19 protein-coding genes and 2 tRNA genes are annotated in these 21,656 nt (G+C 68.6%); 6 read left to right on the top strand and 15 right to left on the bottom strand.

The annotated features are described in order from the left end of the window. Positions 1 to 81: 81 nt before the first annotated feature. Complete coding sequence (gene pknB, locus ACIPTO_RS23360; RefSeq protein ID WP_366318698.1) at positions 82 to 2,067, top strand: Stk1 family PASTA domain-containing Ser/Thr kinase; 1,986 nt, start codon at positions 82 to 84, stop codon at positions 2,065 to 2,067. A 109-nt stretch (positions 2,068 to 2,176) separates the two neighbouring features. On the opposite strand, the gene ACIPTO_RS23355 is transcribed toward pknB, so the two are convergent. Genes ACIPTO_RS23355 through ACIPTO_RS23330 form a run of 6 tightly spaced genes read right to left on the bottom strand, consistent with a single transcriptional unit; the run spans position 2,177 to position 6,381 of the window. Continuing rightward, the gene (locus tag ACIPTO_RS23355) at positions 2,177 to 2,926 is read right to left on the bottom strand and encodes a class E sortase (RefSeq protein WP_401195159.1); all 750 of its coding nucleotides are present in this window, start codon (positions 2,924 to 2,926) and stop codon (positions 2,177 to 2,179) included. Positions 2,927 to 2,938: 12 nt separating this feature from the next. Then, positions 2,939 to 4,036 (bottom strand): class E sortase, encoded by a 1,098-nt coding sequence (locus tag ACIPTO_RS23350; RefSeq protein ID WP_401195157.1) that lies wholly within the window; start codon positions 4,034 to 4,036, stop codon positions 2,939 to 2,941. Further along, a complete protein-coding gene (locus ACIPTO_RS23345; RefSeq protein ID WP_366318702.1) occupies positions 4,033 to 4,671 on the bottom strand; it encodes an aminodeoxychorismate/anthranilate synthase component II in 639 nt (212 codons plus the stop codon). Before ACIPTO_RS23345 ends, ACIPTO_RS23350 begins: the two co-directional genes overlap by 4 nt. Next, the gene (locus ACIPTO_RS23340) at positions 4,668 to 4,865 is read right to left on the bottom strand and encodes a hypothetical protein (protein WP_026150117.1); all 198 of its coding nucleotides are present in this window, start codon (positions 4,863 to 4,865) and stop codon (positions 4,668 to 4,670) included. The genes ACIPTO_RS23345 and ACIPTO_RS23340 overlap by 4 nt, the downstream gene beginning before the upstream one ends. Before the next feature lie 16 nt (positions 4,866 to 4,881). Then, on the bottom strand, positions 4,882 to 5,580 hold the full coding sequence (locus ACIPTO_RS23335) for a class E sortase (RefSeq protein WP_401195155.1): 699 nt from the start codon (positions 5,578 to 5,580) through the stop codon (positions 4,882 to 4,884). 21 nt (positions 5,581 to 5,601) lie between these two features. Continuing rightward, positions 5,602 to 6,381 carry a DUF881 domain-containing protein gene (locus tag ACIPTO_RS23330; protein WP_401195153.1) on the bottom strand — a complete coding sequence of 260 codons (780 nt, stop codon included), beginning with the start codon at positions 6,379 to 6,381 and terminating at the stop codon, positions 5,602 to 5,604. A 142-nt stretch (positions 6,382 to 6,523) separates the two neighbouring features. Between ACIPTO_RS23330 and crgA the strand changes: the two genes are divergently transcribed. After that, entirely contained in the window at positions 6,524 to 6,778 is a 255-nt protein-coding gene (gene crgA, locus ACIPTO_RS23325; protein WP_033285718.1) for a cell division protein CrgA, read from the top strand. A 307-nt stretch (positions 6,779 to 7,085) separates the two neighbouring features. Here crgA and ACIPTO_RS23320 read toward each other — a convergent pair whose 3' ends face one another. Together ACIPTO_RS23320 and ACIPTO_RS23315 are read right to left on the bottom strand one after the other, a co-directional pair. Further along, entirely contained in the window at positions 7,086 to 7,997 is a 912-nt protein-coding gene (locus ACIPTO_RS23320) for a rhomboid family intramembrane serine protease (protein WP_366318707.1), read from the bottom strand. A gap of 98 nt (positions 7,998 to 8,095) precedes the next feature. Then, positions 8,096 to 8,623: a peptidylprolyl isomerase gene (locus tag ACIPTO_RS23315; protein WP_366318709.1), complete on the bottom strand. Its 528-nt coding sequence runs from the start codon at positions 8,621 to 8,623 to the stop codon at positions 8,096 to 8,098. 329 nt (positions 8,624 to 8,952) lie between these two features. Between ACIPTO_RS23315 and ACIPTO_RS23310 the strand changes: the two genes are divergently transcribed. After that, positions 8,953 to 9,654, top strand: a complete 702-nt coding sequence (locus tag ACIPTO_RS23310; protein WP_401195149.1) for a DUF5324 family protein — start codon at positions 8,953 to 8,955, stop codon at positions 9,652 to 9,654. 443 nt (positions 9,655 to 10,097) lie between these two features. Here the strand turns inward: ACIPTO_RS23310 and ACIPTO_RS23305 are convergent. Continuing rightward, a tRNA-Ala gene (locus ACIPTO_RS23305) sits at positions 10,098 to 10,170 on the bottom strand. A 179-nt stretch (positions 10,171 to 10,349) separates the two neighbouring features. Here ACIPTO_RS23305 and ACIPTO_RS23300 point away from each other — a divergent pair. Further along, positions 10,350 to 10,898 carry a DNA-binding protein gene (locus ACIPTO_RS23300; RefSeq protein WP_019055167.1) on the top strand — a complete coding sequence of 183 codons (549 nt, stop codon included), beginning with the start codon at positions 10,350 to 10,352 and terminating at the stop codon, positions 10,896 to 10,898. A gap of 204 nt (positions 10,899 to 11,102) precedes the next feature. Beyond that, positions 11,103 to 12,614 (top strand): serine/threonine-protein kinase, encoded by a 1,512-nt coding sequence (locus ACIPTO_RS23295; protein ID WP_401195146.1) that lies wholly within the window; start codon positions 11,103 to 11,105, stop codon positions 12,612 to 12,614. A gap of 71 nt (positions 12,615 to 12,685) precedes the next feature. Here the strand turns inward: ACIPTO_RS23295 and ACIPTO_RS23290 are convergent, their stop codons facing one another. Next, on the bottom strand, positions 12,686 to 14,128 hold the full coding sequence (locus tag ACIPTO_RS23290; RefSeq protein ID WP_401195143.1) for a hypothetical protein: 1,443 nt from the start codon (positions 14,126 to 14,128) through the stop codon (positions 12,686 to 12,688). A 153-nt stretch (positions 14,129 to 14,281) separates the two neighbouring features. Further along, complete coding sequence (locus ACIPTO_RS23285) at positions 14,282 to 14,410, bottom strand: DLW-39 family protein (protein WP_003999697.1); 129 nt, start codon at positions 14,408 to 14,410, stop codon at positions 14,282 to 14,284. Between the two features lie 337 nt (positions 14,411 to 14,747). Here ACIPTO_RS23285 and ACIPTO_RS23280 point away from each other — a divergent pair, with 337 nt between their 5' ends. Beyond that, positions 14,748 to 15,095: a DUF6344 domain-containing protein gene (locus ACIPTO_RS23280; RefSeq protein ID WP_366318717.1), complete on the top strand. Its 348-nt coding sequence runs from the start codon at positions 14,748 to 14,750 to the stop codon at positions 15,093 to 15,095. A gap of 487 nt (positions 15,096 to 15,582) precedes the next feature. Here the strand turns inward: ACIPTO_RS23280 and ACIPTO_RS23275 are convergent. The 4 genes from ACIPTO_RS23275 to gyrB form a co-directional block, all read right to left on the bottom strand. After that, positions 15,583 to 15,659, bottom strand: a tRNA-Ile gene (locus tag ACIPTO_RS23275). Between the two features lie 123 nt (positions 15,660 to 15,782). Next, complete coding sequence (locus ACIPTO_RS23270; protein ID WP_401195140.1) at positions 15,783 to 16,601, bottom strand: DUF3566 domain-containing protein; 819 nt, start codon at positions 16,599 to 16,601, stop codon at positions 15,783 to 15,785. Positions 16,602 to 16,619: 18 nt separating this feature from the next. After that, the gene (gyrA, locus tag ACIPTO_RS23265) at positions 16,620 to 19,214 is read right to left on the bottom strand and encodes a DNA gyrase subunit A (RefSeq protein WP_366318721.1); all 2,595 of its coding nucleotides are present in this window, start codon (positions 19,212 to 19,214) and stop codon (positions 16,620 to 16,622) included. Between the two features lie 42 nt (positions 19,215 to 19,256). Next, entirely contained in the window at positions 19,257 to 21,317 is a 2,061-nt protein-coding gene (gene gyrB / locus ACIPTO_RS23260) for a DNA topoisomerase (ATP-hydrolyzing) subunit B (RefSeq protein ID WP_366318723.1), read from the bottom strand. Positions 21,318 to 21,656: the final 339 nt, after the last annotated feature.

The raw sequence follows: 21,656 nt of genomic DNA, 5'->3' as shown, positions 1-21,656 counted from the left end.
GGTACGGTAGGCCCGGACGGCTAGCCTCCGACCGCACACCCGTGCGGGTCGGGCACCGACGGAGAGGGCTGGTAGGGAACTATGGAAGAGCCGCGTCGCCTCGGCGGCCGGTACGAGCTGGGCCAAGTGCTCGGCCGTGGTGGCATGGCGGAGGTCTACCTCGCCCATGACACACGCCTCGGCCGCACGGTGGCGGTGAAGACGCTGCGCGTCGACCTTGCGCGCGACCCTTCCTTCCAGGCCCGGTTCCGCCGGGAGGCCCAGTCGGCCGCCTCGCTCAACCATCCCGCGATCGTCGCGGTCTACGACACGGGCGAGGACTACGTCGACGGGGTCTCGATCCCGTACATCGTCATGGAGTACGTCGACGGTTCCACTCTTCGTGAACTGCTCCACAGCGGCCGCAAGCTGCTGCCGGAGCGGACGCTGGAGATGACCATCGGGATCCTCCAGGCCCTGGAGTACTCGCACCGCAGTGGCATCGTGCACCGCGACATCAAGCCGGCCAACGTCATGCTGACGCGCACCGGCCAGGTCAAGGTGATGGACTTCGGCATCGCCCGCGCCATGGGCGACTCCGGCATGACGATGACGCAGACGTCGGCGGTCATCGGCACCGCCCAGTACCTCTCGCCGGAGCAGGCGAAGGGCGAGCAGGTCGACGCCCGTTCGGACCTCTACTCGACGGGTTGCCTCCTCTACGAACTGCTGACGGTACGGCCGCCCTTCGTGGGCGACTCCCCGGTCGCGGTGGCGTACCAGCACGTCCGCGAGGAGCCGCAGCCGCCGTCGGTCTTCGACCCCGAGATCACGCCCGAGATGGACGCCATCGTCCTGAAGGCCCTGGTCAAGGACCCCAACTACCGCTACCAGTCGGCCGACGAGATGCGCATGGACATCGAGGCCTGCCTCGACGGCCAGCCGGTCGCGGCGACGGCGGCACTGGGCTCGGTCGGCTACGGCGGTTACGGCGACGACCAGGCCACCACGGCCCTGCGCTCGGACGCCGGCGCCACCACGATGCTTCCCCCCATGAACCCGGACGACGGCGGCTTCGGCTACGACGACCGTCCCGACCGGCGCCGCCAGCAGAAGAAGTCGAACACCTCGACGATCCTGCTGGTCGTGGCGGCGGTGCTGGTGCTGGTGGGCGCGATCCTGATCGGGAAATGGGCGTTCAGCGGGAACGACGCGTCGAACGACGACGTCAGCACGCCGAACTTCATCGGGCAGACGCAGACCGCCGCGAAAACCATGGCGGACAACATCGGTCTGAAACTGGCGTTCACGTCGAAGACCTGCGAGAACCAGCCCAAGGGAAAGATCTGCTCCCAGGACCCGGCCTCCACCACCTCGGTCAAGAAGGACTCGACGGTCAACCTGGTCGTCTCGACCGGGGCGCCCAAGGTCGTCGTACCGAGTGTCGTGGGCCAGAACGTCGACGACGCGACCTCGACCCTTGAGGGCGACAAGTACAAGTTCGTCGTGAAGACCAAGCAGAAGGTGTCCGGCGAGGACCCGGGAACCGTGCTGGAGCAGGACCCGGCGCTGGGTGCGGAGGTCCAGAAGGGCACCACCATCACCCTGACCGTCGCCAAGGCCCAGGCGAAGGCCACGGTCCCCGACGTCAGCGGCAAGAGCTGTGACGACGCCAAGGCGCAGATGCAGCAGAACGACCTCGTCGGCAACTGCACCGAGGTGACGACCACCGACAACAACCTGAACGGCAAGGTCGTCGCGACCTCGCCGACGGCCGGGACGCAGGTCGACAAGAACTCGTCGGTCAACATCCAGATCGGCAAGGTCTCCCAGACCCAGGTCCCGAACGTCGTCGGCCAGACGGTGAAGAACGCCAAGCAGATCCTTCAGCAGAACGGCTTCACCAACATCCAGTTCGCCGGCAACAGCGACCAGGGCGACAACGCGATCGTGACCCAGCAGGACCCGGGCCAGGGCAACCAGGTCAACGATCCCGGCAGCACCCAGATCACGCTCACCAGCGTGGGCACCGGCAACGGCGGCAACAACAACGGCGGTGGCGGCTTCTTCGGAGGCCTGAACGGCTAGCCCCGGAACGCGAAGAGCCCCGGCACCCTGCGGAGGGTGCCGGGGCTCTCTCGTGTCCAGGGGCCGCCGCGCCCCCGTGTGCGCGGTGCGCCGCGCTACGACCGTGCCGTCAGCGGAGTTCCTTCGGCGGTGTCCGCGCGCTGTCCACCTTGTCGACGCGGACCAGTTCGCCCCAGACCACGTAGCGGTACCGGGACGTGTACACCGGCGTGCAGGTCGTCAGGGTGATGTAGTGGCCGGCCTTCTTCCTGCCGGACTCCACGGGGATCTGGGCGAGCGTCTTGACGTTGTACTTCGAGGTCTCGGGAAGGATGTCGTAGACCTTGTAGACGTACCAGTCGTCCTTCGTCTCGAAGACGATCGGGTCGCCCTTCCTGATCTTGTCGATGTTGTGGAACTTGGCGCCGTGGCCGTCGCGGTGGGCGGCGAGGGTGAAGTTGCCGTTCTTGCCGGTGGTGGGGAGGGCGGCCTTGATCGGGTCCGTGTAGTAGCCGGCGACGCCGTCGTTGAGGACGCTCGTCTCGGTGCCCTTCTCGACCAGCACCTCGCCGTTCTTCATCGCGGGCACGTGCAGGAAGCCGATGCCGTCCTTGGTGTCGAGCGCGCCGGGGCCGCTGTCCTTGTCCTTGGACCAGTTGTCGCGGACCTTGTCGCCCTGTTTGTCGGCCGTGCGGTCGGCGACGACGTTCGTCCACCACAGGGAGTAGACGACGAACAGGCCGAGGATCAGGCCCGCCGTGATGAGGAGTTCACCGAAGACGCTGACGGCCGTCGCGAGGCCGCTGGTGCCGCGGGGGCGGTCCGGCGGGGAGGCGGGCGTGTCGGTCTGCTCTTCGGTGTCGCCGGTGGTCGCTGCCACGTTCAGTTGCCCCTACTCGATGAGCGCATCCGGCTTGCCCTTGCTGCGCGGCCGTTGCTCGACCATCTTGCCCCAGACGATCAGCCGGTACTTGCTGGTGAACTCCGGCGTACAGGTCGTCAGCGTGATGTAGCGGCCGGGCGTGGTGAACCCGGAGCCCTTGGGGATGGGGTCGATGACACTGGTGTTGCTCGGTGACGTCACAGGGAGCGTCTTCGTCATCTTGTAGACGAAGTAGGTGTCCTGGGTCTCCACCACGACCTCGTCGCCCGGCTTGAGCTGGTTGATGTACCGGAACGGTTCGCCATGGGTGTTGCGGTGCGCGGCGAGCGCGAAGTTGCCGGTCTTCGCGTCCGGCATCGCGGTCTTGAGGGCGCCCTCGCTGTAGTGCCCGACCATCCCCTTGTCGAGGACGTTCTTGTTGCTGACGCCCTCGGCGATCGGCGCCACGACGTCCAGCTTGGGAATGTGCAGGATGGCGAAGCCCTGTCCCGGCGAGAACTCCCCGGGCGCGCGCTTGCCGCTGGCCCAGTCGTTCTGCAGCTGGCTCGCCTCGCTGCCGGCCTGCGCGTGCGCCCGGACGTTCGTCCACCACAGCTGGTAGGTGACGAACAGCAGCATCAGGACGCCGGTGGTGATGAACACCTCGCCGATCGCCCGGCTCGCGACGACCCCGGCCCCCGGCTTGTTGGCCCGCTGCCGCCGCCGCGCCTCGACCCGGGAGAGGGGCGCGCCCGCACCGGGCGCGGCCGAGGCCGATGCGCTCGCCGTCGAGGCCTCGGCGGTCTCGTCGGCCGCGCCTCCGGCCCCATGACGCCCGTGCCGCCCCTTGGCGGCCTTCCTGCGGGCCGCGCGGCCCCCGGTGGGGGTGGAAGAGGCGGACGAGGCGGATGTGGCGTCAGACGCCGATATGGACCGGCCGCGGCCCGTCCCCTCCTGCGGGAGGTCCGCTATCCGCAGCGCGACGGTCTCTTCGTCGATCGGACCGTACGGCACCCCGGGCGCACCCTGCGCCTGCGCGCCGTGCCACTGGTCGAACCCGCTCTGCTCCGCGTACGGCTGCTCCCCGTACGCGGCCTCGGACTCGCGCTCGGGGCGCAGCGCGGTCACGCCGTGGCCCTGCCCACCACCGGGGCGAGCCCCGCCGACCTCGCCACGGCACCCTGGTCGCCGCACTCCACCAGCCAGTTGGCCAGCATCCGGTGGCCGTGCTCGGTGAGCACCGACTCCGGGTGGAACTGGACGCCCTCGACGGGCAGTTCGCGGTGGCGCAGGCCCATGATGATGCCGTCGTGCGTCCGGGCAGTGACTTCCAGCTCCGCCGGGACCGTTCCCGGCTCGGCCGCCAGCGAGTGGTAGCGGGTCGCCGTGAAGGGCGAGGGGAGGCCGGCGAAGACGCCCTTGCCCTCGTGCTCGACGAGCGAGGTCTTGCCGTGCAGCAGTTCGGGGGCGCGGTCCACCACACCGCCGTAGGCCACCTGCATCGACTGCATGCCGAGGCAGACGCCGAAGACGGGCACTCCGGTCGAGGCGCAGTGCCGCACCATCTCGATGCAGACGCCGGCCTCCTCGGGGGTGCCGGGGCCGGGCGAGAGGAGGACGCCGTCGAAGTCGTCCTGGGCGTGCGCGGTCGACACCTCGTCGTTGCGCAGCACCTCGCACTCGGCGCCGAGCTGGTACAGGTACTGGACCAGGTTGAAGACGAAGCTGTCGTAGTTGTCGACGACGAGAATCCGTGCGCTCACTGGTTGTCCACCGTCACATCGTTGAAGGGCAGCAGCGGTTCGGCCCACGGGAAGACGTACTGGAACAGGATGTAGACCACGGCCAGGGCCAGGACGAGCGAAATCAGCGCCTTGACCCACACGTTGCCCGGCAGATGCCGCCAGATCCAGCCGTACATGCCGTCCCTTCCGTCGCGCCACGGCACCAGACTCACGCCGTACGTCACCAGACTAACGGCGCAGCGCGGCCGGTTTCCCGGCCTGCACAGGCTGTGTGGAGTCCAGGTGTGCCCAGACGATCAGCCGGTGGCTGTGCCCCCACTCCGGATCGCACGTGGTCAGCGTGAGATAGCGGCCCGAAGCCGTGTACCCGGACTTACGTGGCACAGGATCGATCACCTCAATGTCGGTGGGCACTGTTTTGTAGGGCCCTTTGTCGATCCGATACGTGAACCATGTGGTCCCGTCCGTCAGCACCACCGCGTCACCCGCACGCAGTTCCGGAAAGTTCACGAAGGGGTTGCCGTACGTCCGCCGGTGCCCCGCCACCGCGAAGTTCCCGACCTGCCCCAACCGTGCGGTACCCGCGTAGTGGCCGAGCCCCTTCTTCAGGGTGTCCACGTCGGTGTCCTCCAGGACCGGCTTGTTCCACGTGAAACCAAGCCGCGGGATGTACATGATCGCGAAAGGCCTGCCGTCCTTGTACGCGGCCGGTTTCGCCGGAGCGGGGGAGGCGGCGGGCGCCGGGGCGGGGGACGCCTTCGGGCGCGCGGTCTGCCGCGACCACTGGTTCTGCAGCTGGTGGATCTGGTCGCTCATCGTGTGGTCGGCCTTCACACCGGTCCAGAACAGCACGTAGACCACGAAGAGGACGATCAGCGTGCCGACGGTGATGAAGAGTTCGCTGACGCTCCTGACGATCACGCGCACCGGCAGCTCCCGTACGGACGCCTACTCCACTGGCTTCGCGTAGTGCAGATCCACTGTGCCCGAGTACCCGGGAAGAGTCACCGTCCCGTCGTCGGTCACTTTCCATCCGAGCCCGTAGACATCGACGTACACCATGTAGTTCTGGATCGCCTCGGACGCCGTCAGCGCCGCCCGCAGCTTCCCCGGATCCCCGACCGCCGTGATCTTGTACGGCGGTGAGTAGACCCGGCCCTGGAGGATCAGGGTGTTGCCCACGCAGCGCACGGCACTGGTCGAGATCAGCCGCTGGTCCATGACCTTGATGCCCTTGGCGCCGCCCTGCCAGAGCGCGTTCACCACGGCCTGGAGGTCCTGCTGGTGGATGACCAGGTAGTCGGGCTGCGGCTCGGGATAGCCGGGGAGCTTGGCGGTGGCGTTGGGCGGGGCGTCGTTCAGGGTGACGGTGAGCGCCTTGCCCTTGAGCTGCTGCGCGCCCGCGGTCCGCTCCAGCGAGGTGAGCTTCTTGTCGTCGGCGCCCGTGCCGGTGTCGTCCTCCTTGCGGAGCCCGTCGACCTCGTCGCGCAGGACCCCGTTCGCGTCCTCCAGCCGGCCGTTCTTCTGGCTGCGGGTCTGGATGAGGTCGGACAGCTTCAGCAGGGAGGCGTCCGTGCGGATGTTGGTGCCCTTGGCCGTGTTGAAACTGGTGAAGAAGATGAGCCCCGCGAGGGCGAAGACGGCCACCGTGAGAATCCGCACCGGACGGAAACGGCGGATACGGGCAGGACTGGTACCCGTCCCGGGGGAGTCGGCAGAATTGCTCAACGTACCCTTATCTCCTTCGGCGCCGCGGAAGCACTACGCTAACGGACGCCCGGGGGAGCACTCAGTGTCCCCTTGTACGCTGCCCCGGAGCCCGCCCCAGTTCCCTGCGCGGCCACGCAGCGCATCGACAGGAGAGACCCTCGTGCCGAAGTCACGTATCCGCAAGAAGGCCGACTACACGCCGCCGCCGGCGAAGGCGGCGACCGCCATCAAGTTGAACAGCCGTGCCTGGGTCGCACCGGTCATGCTGGCCATGTTCGTGATCGGGCTGGCCTGGATCGTCGTCTTCTACGTCACTGACGGCTCCATGCCCATCGACAGCCTGGACAACTGGAACATCGTGGTGGGCTTCGGCTTCATCGCCGCGGGGTTCGGCGTCTCCACGCAGTGGAAGTAGCGGCGGGAGCCCTGGGGGAATCGGCGGCGGACGCCGCGGTCACTTCCGGGTGAACTCAGCTCTGCCCACGGCTTTCCGGTGAGTTATCCACAGGCCAGGGAAGTATCCACAGCGGGCCTGGGGAAAAAGAACGACGATCTGTGGATAACCCACTGGGTGTTGACGCTGGTGTGACTGACACACCGGCACCCGTAAACCTGTTCGCCCCCTGCCTGACCTGCGGAAACACGGGTCAGCGACAGGGGGCACAGCTGTTCCCGCACCGTGTGCACAAGATCCGGCACACGCTGTGGACAACGGTTTGATATCAGCTGAGCTGAGCCGTCCTGATCAGCGTCAACACCACGACGACGACCAGTACGACCGCACAGGTGCCGTACTGGATCAGGGCCCGCCGCTCGCGCGGGGCGTGCACCATCGCGTACCCGGTGATCACCCCGGCGACGAGACCGCCGATGTGGGCCTGCCAGGCGATGTTGGCCCAGCCGAAGGTGAAGATCAGGTTGATCACCAGCAGGGCGATGACCGGCCGCATGTCGTACCGGAGCCGCCGCATCAGCACGGCGGTCGCACCGAAGAGCCCGAAGATCGCACCGGAGGCACCCAGGGAGGGCTGGTTCGGGGCGGCGATCAGATACGTGAGCGCACTGCCCGCAAGACCCGAGACGACATAGAGAGCGAGATAGCGGGCACGGCCGAGGGCCGCCTCCAGAGGACCGCCGATCCACCACAGGCTGAGCATGTTGAAGATGATGTGGATCGGGCTGGCATGCAGGAACATCGCGGTCAGCAGCCGGTAGGGCTGGCCTTCGGCAATGCCCTCGACGGAACCGAAGAGCGGGACGTACGCCTGGCCGAGGAGTTCCAGGCGCTCGGTGAAGCGGTCGCCCACCGCCAGCTGCACCAGATACATGGCGACGCAGAGGCCGATCAGGATCTTGGTGACGAGCCGCGGGTCCGCCGCCACCGTGCCGCCGGCGATCGTCCGCGGCTGGCTCGCCGTCGGGGCGTGCCCCGTGCCGGAACCGCCGCGGACGCAGTCGGGGCACTGGAAACCGACCGAGGCGCTGACCATGCACTCGGGACAGATCGGCTTCTCGCAGCGGGTGCAGCGGATGCCGGTCTCCCGATCCGGGTGGCGATAACAGACCGGCAGACTCTGGCCGTCCGGGGGCCGCTGCTCCTCCGGGCCCGTCGGGCTGCCTGGCGCCTGGTCCATGGGGTCCCCTCAATCCTTCGTACGCAATGCACCGCCCCGCCCATCCTTACGGATGAACGGGGCGTTTGGTTCCCGGCGGTGAGGACCGGTGCTCGGTCCTAGCGGGTCTCGACGACGACCGACTCGATGATGACGTCCTTGACCGGACGGTCGGTGCGCGGGTTGGTCTCGGCGGCCGCGATGGCGTCCACGACCTTCTGGCTCGCCGGATCGGTGACCTCGCCGAAGATGGTGTGCTTGCGGGTCAGCCAGGCCGTCGGGGAGACGGTGACGAAGAACTGCGAGCCGTTGGTGCCCGGCCCGGCGTTGGCCATGGCCAGCAGGTAGGGCTTGTCGAAGCGCAGGTCGGGGTGGAACTCGTCCTCGAACTGGTAGCCCGGGCCACCCGTGCCGTTGCCCAGCGGGTCCCCGCCCTGGATCATGAAGCCGCTGATCACCCGGTGGAAGACCGTGCCGTCGTAGAGCTTGTCCGTGGACTTCTCACCCGTGGTGGGGTTGGTCCACTCCCGCTCCCCCTGGGCGAGCTCCACGAAGTTCTGGACCGTCTTGGGCGCGTGGTTCGGCAGCAGCCGTACCTCGATGTCGCCGAGATTGGTCTTCAGGGTGGCGTAAAGCTGCTCGGCCACGGTCTGCCTTCCGTTGTCTTCCTGTGACCCTCAGATCCTCGCACGCTCCACGCATCCCGTCGCCCGACGCCTGTCTCTCGGGGGCATTCCACAGGATCCGCTTGCGGAAATCCGGTCGAGTGGCGCCGGGACAGGGGCACGGCACGAGGATCCGTGGCATTGTCGACGACAAGCTCCCGTTCCCTCGTATTCATCCGGTTCAACCGGTATCGCACGTAATCGTGACCCGGATGCCCGCCCTCTACATGCCCCACGGCCCGTTGGCAGGCATGATCCGTAAATGGGTGGATAGACGAAATTGCGTACCGCCACCGAGGAGGAGGAATCCCGTGACCCGCATCGACAGCGTGCGCTCCGCGACCGGTTCGGCGAAGGACAGCGTGCTGCACGCCGCGGAAGTGGTGGCGCCCTACGCCGACACGGCCAAGGACAAGGCCTCGTACTACGCCCATGAGGCACGTGTACGACTCGCGCCCAAGGTGTCGCTGGCTGCCGACCAGGCCCGCGTCCAGTACGACGCCCACGTCGTGCCGCGCCTGGAACAGGCCCGCACTCATGTACCGCCCAAGGTCGACCAGGCCGCCCAGGAGGCCGCCGTCCGAACCCGCAAGGCAGCCCAGCAGGCCGCCGAGTACTCGCGGCCGAGGATCGAGCAGGCGGTCGCCGCCGCGGGCCCGGTCAAGGACGAGGCCGCCGCGCGCGGTGTGGCGGCGTTCGCCGCGCTGCGCGGTCAGGTCTCGCCCAAGGAGATCCAGAAGCTGGTCCGCAAGCACGAGCGGCGGGCGAGGGCCGGCCGTCTCGCGAAGGGGCTGGCCGTACTGGGCATCCTGGCGGGCGGCGCGTTCGCCGCCTGGAAGTGGTGGGACAAGCAGGCCAACCCCGACTGGCTGGTCGAGCCCCCGGCCGCGACCGAGGTACCCGAGTCGGGTCGGCTCGCCGCGGTGGACGGCAGCCCCGAGGCCGTGCTCGACCCCGAGGTCGAGGCCAAGCAGGCCGAGGACGAGGCCGCGGACAGCGACGACCACCGCTGACGTCCGACGCACTGTCAACATCGCTGTGGGGCAGGAGACTTGAGGGTCTCCTGCCCCACAGCGATGTTTCACGTGGAACAGTCCCCGGTGTTTCACGTGGAACAACCGCCGACGGCCGCCAACTCCCTTGATTTACGCGGGCTGTCCGCGATGACGTTTGCAACGGCCCAGGCGTACAAGCGCCGCACGGACTCCCTTAACGGACCGCACACCCCTGGTTACACGGCCGCATATGCACCAGCTCACACACCTCCCGCACACGCGGGCACATCATCGCCACACCGGCCGGATCGCCGGTGCGACGCTCGCCGCATCCCGACCGGCACGGGCATTTGCGCAAACAACTGCAACGAAGATCCACCCTTTACGTGACGCACGTCACCTCACGGGCCCACAGAAAAACCGGCCGGACGCCACTGAGGGCGACCGGCCGGTGCGGAATGTGGAGCCTAGGGGAGTCGAACCCCTGACATCTGCCATGCAAAGACAGCGCTCTACCAACTGAGCTAAGGCCCCGCTAGAGAAGCGTCCGACGGCAGAACCACACACCGGCGGGCTTCGGGGACCAGCGTACCGGGTCACCCCGGGTATCTCGCAAAAAGTTGGGGCTCCCGGTGAACGACCACTCTCCGTAAGATGCTCGTCGTGGTTCGCTAGAGCGAACCACGGTTTTGGGGAAGCGATGGGGAGACGCAATGGACGCCGCACAGCAGGAAGCCACCGCCAGAGCGCGGGAGCTGCAGCGGAACTGGTACGGGGAGCCTTTGGGGGCGCTCTTCCGTAAGCTCATCGACGATCTTGGGCTCAACCAGGCTCGTCTCGCGGGGGTGTTGGGACTGTCCGCGCCGATGTTGTCCCAGCTGATGAGCGGTCAGCGGGCGAAGATCGGCAATCCCGCGGTGGTTCAGCGGGTGCAGTTGCTGCAGGACTTGGCGGGACAGGTCGCGGACGGCAGCGTGAGCGCGGCCGAGGCCACCGAGCGCATGGACGAGATCAAGAAGTCCCAGGGGGGCTCGGTGCTCAGCAACACCACGACCACGACGAGCAGTTCGGGAGCGCCCACGGTCAAGCGGGTGGTCCGGGAGATCCAGTCGCTGCTGCGCTCGGTGGCCGCCGCAGGCGACATCATCGACGCGGCCGACACCCTCGCCCCGACCCACCCCGAACTGGCAGAGTTCCTCCGGGTCTACGGCGCGGGCCGCACCTCGGACGCGGTCGCGCACTACCAGTCCCACCAGAGCTGAGCCCCACGGCCCGGCAGCCGATCGGGGGTTCGGCAGCCGGGCACGCCGCCGGCAGGCGACACGAGGGGGTCGTGTCGCTCACCGGCAGCACGTGCGGAACCGCCGCGAGGGAGGGCCATGAGGAACTGCCGTCAAGGGGAGTCGTACCGCTCGTCTCGGGGGAAGCAACGGAGGTAGTCGAAGGGGGAGGAGCGACGCACAGCCATGGGTGAGGTCTTCGCCGGCCGGTACGAACTGGTCGACCCGATCGGACGCGGCGGTGTCGGCGCGGTCTGGCGCGCCTGGGACCATCGGCGGCGCCGCTATGTGGCGGCCAAGGTCCTGCAGCAGAGCGACGCGCACTCGCTGCTGCGCTTCGTACGGGAACAGGCCCTGCGGATCGACCATCCCCATGTACTGGCCCCGGCCAGCTGGGCCGCCGACGACGACAAGGTCCTGTTCACCATGGACCTGGTGGCCGGCGGCTCGCTCGTCCATCTCGTCGGGGACTACGGCCCCCTGCCTCCCGCCTTCGTCTGCACACTGCTCGACCAACTCCTCTCCGGCCTCGCCGCGGTGCACGGGGAAGGTGTCGTGCACCGGGACATCAAGCCCGCGAACCTGCTCCTCGAAGCCACCGGCACCGGCCGCCCACGCCTGCGTCTCTCCGACTTCGGCATCGCGATGCGGCTGGGCGAGGCACGCCTGACGGAGACCAACCTCGTGGTGGGCACGCCGGGTTATCTCGCGCCCGAGCAGATGATGGGCGCCGAACCGGACTTCCCCTCCGACCTGTTCGCCGTAGGACTCGTGGCGCTGTATCTGCTGGAGGGGGCCAAGCCGGACTCCAAGGCGCTGGTGCAGTACTTCGCGGAGCACGGGACTCCGGGGGCGCCCAAGGGCATTCCCGAGGCGCTGTGGCAGGTCGTGGCGATGCTGCTGCAGCCCGACCCGCAGGCCCGCTTCCGCACCGCCACGGGGGCGCGCAAGGCGCTTGCCGCCGCCGCGGAGCTGCTGCCCGAGCCCGGCCTCGACGACGAGCTGATCGAGATCTTCGACCAACTGGGGCCGCTCCCTTCGGGGTTCGCACCCGAGGGTCCCCTGAAGCGGGCGTCCGGGGTGGACACGGGGGCGACGACATCGGTGGTGCCGTCCGCGTCCGAGGGCGGGGACGGGCTGGGCAGCGGAGTTGATGTCGGCGGCGGTGCAGGAGAAGGCAACGGCAGCGGTGTCGATGTCGGTGGGAGCGGAGGAGCCAACGGGGGCGCAGGCGTCAGCGGAGAGGCAGGCGAGGGCTTCGAGTCGGCCTGGCCCGGCACGGACTCCGTACCCGTGGATCCCAGGCAGGGCATCGTCTCCCAGCCGACGCCGATACCGGCCCGGACACCGGCTCCGCCTCCATCACCCTCCCCGATGTCGGACACCGGCAGCTTCCATCTGCCGCCCCCGCAGACCTCGTACGGGCACCAGGCCGACCAGGACCCGTGCCGGCCCGCGCATTCCGCCCCGTACTCCTCCCCCCATGGCCTGGCCTCCCCCCAGCCGCGTGCTGAACCCTCTACCGCTGCATACACCGCTCAGGTCCCGCAGGTTCCGCTCTCCGCGCCGCCGGTTCCGCAGCACCGCGGCAGGCGGGCGCGGCGGCGGCCCGGGCCGCCCGCGAAGGTGGCGATCCCGGTCCTGCTGCTCGCGCTGGCCTGCTACGCGGTCGGGTTCTGGGCGCTGACCCGCATCTGAACCGTGCGGGACGGTATGGCGGTGCGGTACGGGCAGTGCCAGCGGTGCGGGGAGACGGGCGGCCGGGCCGGCTAGAGGGCCGCCGTAGAAGCCCGGTCTCGGTCCCGATCCCCGTCCCTGTTCCTGCCCCGGCCTCCGTCGCGCCGCCGGGCGGACACCGTCCACACGCCGAGCGTCGCCAGCAGCACGCTGCCCGCGCCGATGCCGGCCACCGCGAGGACCTTCATCGAACGGTTGCCGCCTCCCCCGGTACCTTCCTCAGCACCGCCCGTCACGGCCGCCGCGCGGTCCTGCGCGGTCACCTCGAAGATGTTCCCTGGCTCGGGCTTCGCCGCGTACCCGGGACCGGCATGCGCGGACCCGGCGACCCGCACCCGCAGGGTCACCGGCAACGGTCCCTCGCCGAAGCTGTCGGCCAGCTCCGTGGAGAGGTGCACGACGAGGTAGTAGGACCCGGCGAAGCGCATCCCGTTGACGTGGTCGACGACGGAGTAGCGGTTGCGGTACTCGACGGGCGGCAGCGGCTCCAGCGCCACCGACCGCTCGTCGCCCCGGTACCCGAGGCCCGCCTCGTCGACGGAGCCGCGCACCGGGTTGTAGAGGGCCAGGTCGAGCGCGCGGGTCACATAGCCGCTGCCGCCGTCCGAACCGCCCAGTTCGGCGGTGACGGACAGCTGCTGGCCCCAGTCGACCGGCACCTTGTAGAAGAGGGTCCCGCCGGGCCGGACGTCGTCCTGCCACACGCCCTGCCCGACGGCGACCGCCCCGGCGAAGCCCGAGCCGCCCGCACGGCGCCGGGCCTCCCCCGTCACCGCCTCGGGCGACGCGGAGTCCCAGACCTGGGGAGCCTCGGTCGTACCGGCCCGGGCCGGCGGAGGCTCCGAGACGGCGGTGAGTTCCAGCCCCCAGGTGTCCGACGACGAACCCGACGCGTCGACCCGCTCGACGACCACGTAGTACGTGCCGCCGCCCTTGCACAGCGCCTTCCCCGCCTCCCGCGCCGCCCAGGCGGCCACGGGGTGAGGACTCCTGCTCGCCCCGAAGGTGGCGCTCCGGTGGGTGCAGGCGGTGCCCGAGGCGTTCTGCATCGACACCCTGATGCCGTCGGTGGCGGCGACCGTGGTACCCGCCGGAGGCACGGCGGTCACGGACACATAGGCGTTCGACGTGGCGTCGAGATCGATGCCGTAGTAGACCTTGGCGCCCTTCGGGAGCGAACTCCGGTACGCCCCACCGGCTTTCAGCGCCACGGCGTCCCCGGTGCCGGCCGCTCCGTCGACGAGCTGGTCGTTCCGGCCGTAGCCGTAGGCCGCCGGCGACCCGGCCGCCGTGGCGGGCCGCCCCGTGAGGGCGACCGTCGCGCACAGCACCGCTGTGAGGACCACGACACGTCGTCGTACGGCCTCACCCCCGGCGACGGGCCTACAGCCGCCCTGTGCCCGCGTCCGCCACCACGCCGTACGCCGCCGCCCCATGACGCGCCACCCCTCACCGTTGCTCCGGACGTGGCCCATCCTGCCCCGCACGCGCGCGTGGCATCCCGGCAATGCGTACGAGCGTCCGAAACAGCGGGGTGCCCGCGGCCGTAGCCGCAGCCGGGCGGGAGCGCAACACAAAGCCCCGACCGCTAGGGCGGCCGGGGCTTGCTCAGAACTGGATCTCGGTACTCACGAACCCGTGGGCACGGAGTCGGTCGCCTCCGTCCACAGATCCTGCTCGGCGCGATCCGCCTGGATCTGGCGGTACACGAGGAGCCCGCCGATGGCGGCCAGTGCGACCAGGAGAAGCTTCTTCACCGCGCGACCTCGTCTTTCCTTGACGTAGGGGACCTCTGGCGCCCGACTATACACACCGACCGATACCGATCGGTGACCTGCGTCCGGGGCCAACTCCCGCCCGGGACAGCGCAGTACGAGCGGACCGAGCCGCTCCGATCGGAGGGTGATCACACCCCCACGGAGGGTTACTTCGCCCTCCTTTCGCGCATATTCGGCGCTTTCACGGCCTCTTGCGCCCATCCGGGTGGTGTTCATCAGAACATCGACGCGCCACGGGCGTCGGTCCACCACTTCGCGAGCCCCATACACATCATGAGGAAAGTACGCAAATCGCCCAACCTGAAAGTGAGGGGCCATGGCCCAGATCAAGGTCATGAAGTTGTGGAACGCCTTCGTCACCGGCTTCCTGGCACTGTGCACGGCGCTCGGACTCATCACGGTCACCGCGGCGGCCGCCGCCGCGACTCCGCGGGTCGAGGCCACGAGCACCAGCGCGGTCGCCGCGACGACGACACCGGCGGTCTCCCCCTGGACCTTCACCAGGTCCCTGCCCCCCACGATGAAGCAGCGCATCCGCGCCGAGGCCCACGGCAAGTCCCCCAGCTGCCGCCACCGCCCGCCGACCGACACGGACGAGATGACGGACCCCGCGGACTCGCTGGACCCGGCCCACGCCGACCAGGCGGCACCGCTCCAGCGCTGACCCGGTCGCGGCCCAGCCCCCTCGGCACAGCGCACCACAGCCCGGCACGAGACACCCCGCCGGCCTCGAAGGAACTGCTCGACCCGCTCGCCCCGCTCGACCTGCTGACCCGCTCGACGAGTCGCCTTGGTCGACTTGCCCCACCCGCAGGACCTGCCCGCCCACCCGCCCTCTCTGACCCAGCGGCGAACTTGCGTACAACGCTCCAGAGACAACACAAAGGACCCCGAAAACCCCTGGCCACCATGGCCGGGGGTCTTCTGGCGTGCCCCCAGGGATCTATCGAAACATTCCGAGGGCTTTTCTCACGCCCACACCTACACCCATGCCTCTGCCTCTGCCTCTGCCTCTGAGCCCCCAACTCGACAAGGGGCACCGCCCATTGCTCCCGGGAGTCGGCCGACGTGACCGCCGGTACTGGATCGGCCAGGCGCCGGGGCTTGAACGCCGAAGACCCCCAACCGGAACCGGCTGGGGGTCTTCGTGCTGGTGGGGCTAACAGGATTTGAACCTGTGGCCTCATCCTTATCAGGGATGCGCTCTAACCAACTGAGCTATAGCCCCGCCGCGCTGTGCGGAGTGTGTCCCGCGCGCTGACTCCTGAAGATTAGCGCACGACACGGGCAGTCCCAAAATCGATAGTCACGGGACCGCCCGGGGAGGTTTCAACCTCCGTTCACCCGGCTCTCACTCGTCCTCGGCGAGCGTCAGCTCGATGCCGCCGACGAAGCCCGCGGAGAGGTTGTAGATGAACGCGCCGAGCGTCGCCAGGGCCGTGGCCAGGACGATGTCGATGACCGCGATGATCCCCGCGAACGTCAGGACGTGCGGAAGCGACAGGAAGGACTGGAGGTCGAAGCCGTTCGACTCGTTCGAGCCGGTCGCCTCGGAGATCGTGCCGCCGACCGTCGAGAAGACGCCCATCGCGTCCATGACCATCCACAGCACCGCGGACGCCACGACCGTGCAGATGCCCAGCGCGATGGAGAGCAGGAAGCTGACCTTCATCACCGACCACGGGTCGGCCTTGGCCACCCGCAGCCGCGCCTTACGGGTGCGGGGCGCGGTGCGCGCACCCGTACGGGGACGGCGTACGGCACCGCTCTGGGCGGCGGCGGGCGACTGCGTGGGGTACGCCTGCGGCGGGTGGTACGGCCCCGCCGGCTGCTGCGGCTGGCGCTCGCCCGGGAGGGGCGAGCCCGGCGGCGGGGACCCCGCGGGCGCGGCCTGTGCGGCCTGCTGGGCCGACGGATGCGCCTGGCCCGGGGCCTTGGCGCCCGGCGCGGCCGGGCCCGCCCCAGCCGACTGGTGCTGGGTCTGCGGACCTCGGGTGTCCGTCACAGTTCCCCCCTGGGATCCATGCGTGCCGGGCGAGTGCGCGTCGCTCTTCTTCACGTCGATCGCCCGCAGTTGGGTCGTGTGCGGATCTGTCGCGTTCGCGGCGGAGCCACGGCCGCCGCCGTCCGTGTCCGTACCGGTCGATCCGGCGCCCGTGGCTCCGCTCACGATGACTCTCTCCTCGTGCTACTCGTCCGAGGGTGCGTCACCCTCGTCCGTGCCGGTGGTCACGGCACCCTCGGTGGTCTCGTCGCCGGCTTCGTCGCCGACGACCTCCTCCGCCTCCGGTCCCGCCTCGGCGTTACGAGCGATACCGACGACGGCATCGCGCTTGCCCAGGTTGATCAGTTGGACGCCCATGGTGTCACGGCCCGTCTCCCTGACCTCGTTGACTCGCGTACGAATCACACCGCCGGACAGCGTGATGGCGAGGATCTCGTCGGTCTCCTCGACCACCAGCGCGCCGACGAGAGAACCGCGGTCCTCGACGATCTTGGCGGCCTTGATACCCAGGCCACCGCGACCCTGGACGCGGTACTCGTCGACGGCGGTGCGCTTCGCGTACCCGCCGTCTGTGGCAGTGAACACGAACGTACCGGGTCGAACAACATTCATCGAGAGAAGCTGGTCGCCCTCGCGGAAACTCATGCCCTTGACACCGGAGGTCGCGCGGCCCATGGGGCGCAACGCGTCGTCCGTGGCGGTGAACCGGATCGACTGCGCCTTCTTGCTGATCAGCAGCAGATCGTCCTCGGACGAGACGAGTTCGGCGCCGATCAGTTCGTCGTCGGAACCGTCCTCCGTCTCACGGAGGTTGATCGCGATGACACCGCCGGAGCGGGGCGAATCGTAATCCTTAAGAGGCGTCTTCTTGACCAGACCACCCTTGGTGGCGAGCACCAGGTAGGGCGCGGCCTCGTAGTCGCGGATCGCGAGGATCTCCGCGATGGCCTCGTCCGGCTGGAAGGCGAGCAGGTTCGCGACGTGCTGCCCGCGCGCGTCCCGGCCGGCGTCCGGGAGTTCGTAGGCCTTCGCGCGGTAGACGCGGCCCTTGTTGGTGAAGAACAGCAGCCAGTGGTGGGTCGTCGACACGAAGAAGTGGTCGACGATGTCGTCTTCCTTGAGCTTCGTGCCGCGGACGCCCTTGCCGCCGCGCTTCTGGGAGCGGTAGTCGTCCGCCTTGGTGCGCTTGACGTAGCCGCCGCGCGAGATGGTGACGACGATGTCCTCTTCGGCGATGAGGTCCTCGATGGACATGTCACCGTCGAAGGGCACGAGCATCGTCTTGCGGTCGTCGCCGTACTTCTCGACGATCGCGGCGAGTTCCTCGCTGACGATGCCGCGCTGGCGGACCGGGGAGGCCAGGATCGCGTTGTACTCGGTGATCTTCGCCTGGAGTTCGTCGTGCTCCTGGATGATCTTCTGGCGCTCCAGGGCGGCCAGTCGGCGGAGCTGCATCTCCAGGATGGCGTTCGCCTGGATCTCGTCGATCGTCAGGAGCTCCATCAGGCCCGTGCGCGCGATCTCGACGGTGTCGCTGCGCCGGATCAGCGCGATGACCTCGTCGATGGCGTCCAGGGCCTTCAGGAGGCCACGCAGGATGTGCGCCCGCTCCTCGGCCTTGCGCAGCCGGAACTTCGTCCGGCGGACGATGACCTCGATCTGGTGCGCCACCCAGTGCCGGATGAACGCGTCCAGGGAGAGCGTGCGCGGCACACCGTCGACCAGGGCCAGCATGTTGGCGCTGAAGTTCGACTGCAGGTCGGTGTGCTTGTAGAGGTTGTTCAGTACGACCTTGGCGACCGCGTCCCTCTTGAGGACGATGACGAGGCGCTGGCCGGTACGGGACGACGTCTCGTCGCGGACGTCCGCGATGCCGCCGACCTTGCCGTCCTTCACCAGGTCGGCGATCTTCTGCGCGAGGTTGTCGGGGTTGGTCTGGTAGGGGAGTTCGGTGACCACCAGGCACTGGCGGTTCTGGATCTCCTCGACCTCGACGACCGCGCGCATGGTGATCGAGCCACGGCCGGTGCGGTACGCCTCCTCGATGCCCTTGCGGCCGACGACGAGCGCGCCGGTCGGGAAGTCCGGGCCCTTGATGCGCTCGATCAGCGCGTCCAGCAGCTCCTCGTGCGAGGCCTCGGGGTTCTCCAGGCACCACTGGGCGCCCGCCGCGACCTCACGGAGGTTGTGCGGCGGGATGTTGGTGGCCATGCCGACCGCGATGCCCGCCGAGCCGTTGATCAGCAGGTTCGGGAAGCGGGCCGGCAGGACGGTCGGCTCCTGGGAGCGGCCGTCGTAGTTGTCCGTGAAGTCGACGGTCTCCTCGTCGATGTCACGGACCATCTCCATGGACAGCGGCGCCAGCTTGCACTCGGTGTAGCGCATGGCGGCGGCGGGGTCGTTGCCCGGGGAGCCGAAGTTGCCGTTCGAGTCCACCAGCGGCATCCGCATCGACCACGGCTGCGCGAGGCGGACCAGCGCGTCGTAGATCGAGGAGTCGCCGTGCGGGTGGTAGTTGCCCATGACGTCGCCGACGACACGGGCGCACTTGTAGAAGCCCTTCTCGGGCCGGTAGCCGCCGTCGTACATGGCGTACAGGACGCGGCGGTGGACGGGCTTGAGGCCGTCGCGGACGTCGGGCAGGGCTCGCGACACGATGACGGACATCGCGTAGTCGAGGTACGAGCGCTGCATCTCCGTCTCGAGCCCGACAGGCTCGACGCGCTGGGCGATGATGGCGCCTTCTTCAGGCGTGCTGGGGGTGTTCTCGTCGGCCATTGCTGGTGGGGATCCTTCCTGGTGCGGTCAGCTGAGACCGACTCAGATGTCGAGGAAGCGGACGTCCTTGGCGTTGCGCTGGATGAACTGGCGGCGCGCCTCGACGTCCTCGCCCATGAGGACCGAGAACAGGTCGTCGGCCTGCGCGGCGTCGTCCAGGGTGACCTGGCCGAGGACGCGGTGCTCCTGGTCCATCGTGGTGACGCGCAGCTCCTCGGCGTTCATCTCGCCGAGACCCTTGAAGCGCTGGATCGAGTCTTCCTTGATGCGCTTGCCGTTCTGCCGGCCCAGCTCGATCAGGGCGTCGCGCTCGCGGTCCGAGTAGGCGTACTCGAAGTCGTCGCGGCCCCACTTGATCTTGTACAGCGGGGGGCGGGACAGGAACACGTGCCCGGCCTCGACCAGCGGCCGCATGAAGCGGAACAGGAAGGTCAGCAGCAGGGTGGAGATGTGCTGGCCGTCGACGTCGGCGTCCGCCATCAGGATGATCTTGTGATAACGGAGCCTGGCGATGTCGAAGTCCTCGTGGACTCCGGTGCCGAAGGCGGAGATCAGTGCCTGGATCTCCTGGTTCTGCAGGATCTTGTCGATCCTGGCCTTCTCGACGTTGAGGATCTTGCCCCGGATCGGGAGGATCGCCTGGTACTGCGGGTTCCGGCCGGACTTGGCCGAGCCGCCGGCGGAGTCACCCTCGACGATGAAGATCTCGCACTTGGTGGGGTCGTTCGACTGGCAGTCGGACAGCTTGCCCGGCAGGGACGCGGTCTCCAGGAGCCCCTTGCGACGGGTGAGGTCGCGGGCCTTGCGGGCCGCCACGCGCGCGGTGGCCGCCTGGATGCCCTTCCGGATGATGTCCGACGCCTCGTTCGGGTTGCGGTCGAGCCAGTCGTTCAGGTGCTCGTAGACCGCCTTCTGCACGAAGGTCTTCGCTTCGGTGTTGCCGAGCTTGGTCTTCGTCTGGCCCTCGAACTGCGGCTCGGCCAGCTTCACCGAGATGATCGCGGTCAGACCCTCGCGGATGTCGTCGCCCGTGAGGTTGTCGTCCTTCTCGCGGAGCAGCTTCTTGTCGCGCGCGTACTTGTTGATCAGCGACGTCAGCGCGGCCCGGAAGCCCTCTTCGTGCGTGCCGCCCTCATGCGTGTGGATGATGTTGGCGAAGGAGTACACGCCCTCGCTGTAACCGCTGTTCCACTGCATCGCGACCTCGAGGGACAGGCTCTTGTCCTTGTCCTCCGCCTCCAGGTCGATGACCGTCGGGTGGATCACGTCTCCCTTGCGGGAGTTGAGGTACGTCACGTAGTCGACGATGCCGCCCTCGTAGTGGTACGTGACGGACTTGACCTCGTCCTTCTCGTCCGCACCCGCCTCGTCGGCACCGGCCGTGGCCTTGGCCAGCTCGCGCTCGTCAGTGAGTTTGATCGTCAAACCCTTGTTGAGGAACGCCATCTCCTGGAAGCGCCGCGAGAGCGTCTCGAAGGAGTACTCGGTCGTCTCGAAGACGTCCGGGTCGGCCCAGAAGGTGACCGAGGTGCCGGTCTCCTCCGTGGCCTCGTGCTGCGCGAGCGGGGCGGTCGGCACGCCCAGCTTGTAGTCCTGCGTCCAGCGGTGGCCGTCGGTCCTGACCTCGACGGCGACCTTGCTGGACAGCGCGTTCACCACGGACACGCCCACGCCGTGCAGACCGCCGGAGACCGCGTAACCGCCGCCCCCGAACTTTCCGCCCGCGTGCAGCACCGTCAGCACGACCTCGACGGCGGGCTTGCCCTCGGAGGGGACGATGCCCACCGGGATGCCTCGGCCGTTGTCGATGACGCGTACGCCGCCGTCGTGCAGGATCGTGACGTCGATCGTGTCCGCGTGGCCGGCCAGCGCCTCGTCGACGGAGTTGTCGACGACTTCCTGCACGAGGTGGTGCAGGCCGCGCTCGCCGGTCGAGCCGATGTACATACCGGGTCGCTTGCGGACCGCGTCCAGACCCTCGAGGACGGTGATGGCGTTGGCGTCGTACGAGGTGGTGACCTCGCCGTTCGAGGCGTGGGCCTCGCCGGTGGCGCCGGCGTCGGTGGACGGGATGTTCTCGTTGGGGTTGCCGGAATCGGCCACGAAGCGCCCTTTCTGGCACAGCACGAGCCAGACACCCGGCTGATGGCCGGAGCGGCTGCGGCGTGTTGCGTTGGTAAGCCTTAGTCAGCGTTGCTCGGTGTGTGTCCCACGAGTGGGGCGGGATTGCTTCCAGTCTACCGGTAGCGCCGACATGGATGGGGGTTTGCCGGTACCTGAGTCCGCATGTGCCGCCCTCAACCGGTCTCTCCCGACTCCCCATATACGGAACGGGGCTCAAAGAGGCTCACGGCGGCACTCAGCGCTTCCGGGTGTCAACCCTTTGCTACTCAGGGGTCAGGTCGGTGTTCGCCACCGCGTCGGGTCACCCGCCGCAGCCCT

Source organism: Streptomyces sp. NPDC090083, from assembly GCF_044747445.1.
Taxonomy (GTDB): Bacteria; Actinomycetota; Actinomycetes; order Streptomycetales; family Streptomycetaceae; genus Streptomyces.
This window is presented reverse-complemented; position numbering and strand designations above follow the sequence as displayed.

What these genes read in the sequence shown, in the direction of transcription:
- gyrA (WP_366318721.1), bottom strand. Translation starts at nt 19,214, where the DNA reads ATGGCCGACGAGAACACCCCCAGCACGCCTGAAGAAGGCGCCATCATC.
- ACIPTO_RS23320 (WP_366318707.1), bottom strand. Translation starts at nt 7,997, where the DNA reads ATGGACCAGGCGCCAGGCAGCCCGACGGGCCCGGAGGAGCAGCGGCCC.
- pknB (WP_366318698.1), top strand. Translation starts at nt 82, where the DNA reads ATGGAAGAGCCGCGTCGCCTCGGCGGCCGGTACGAGCTGGGCCAAGTG.
- ACIPTO_RS23295 (WP_401195146.1), top strand. Translation starts at nt 11,103, where the DNA reads ATGGGTGAGGTCTTCGCCGGCCGGTACGAACTGGTCGACCCGATCGGA.
- ACIPTO_RS23280 (WP_366318717.1), top strand. Translation starts at nt 14,748, where the DNA reads ATGGCCCAGATCAAGGTCATGAAGTTGTGGAACGCCTTCGTCACCGGC.
- ACIPTO_RS23290 (WP_401195143.1), bottom strand. Translation starts at nt 14,128, where the DNA reads ATGGGCCACGTCCGGAGCAACGGTGAGGGGTGGCGCGTCATGGGGCGG.
- ACIPTO_RS23300 (WP_019055167.1), top strand. Translation starts at nt 10,350, where the DNA reads ATGGACGCCGCACAGCAGGAAGCCACCGCCAGAGCGCGGGAGCTGCAG.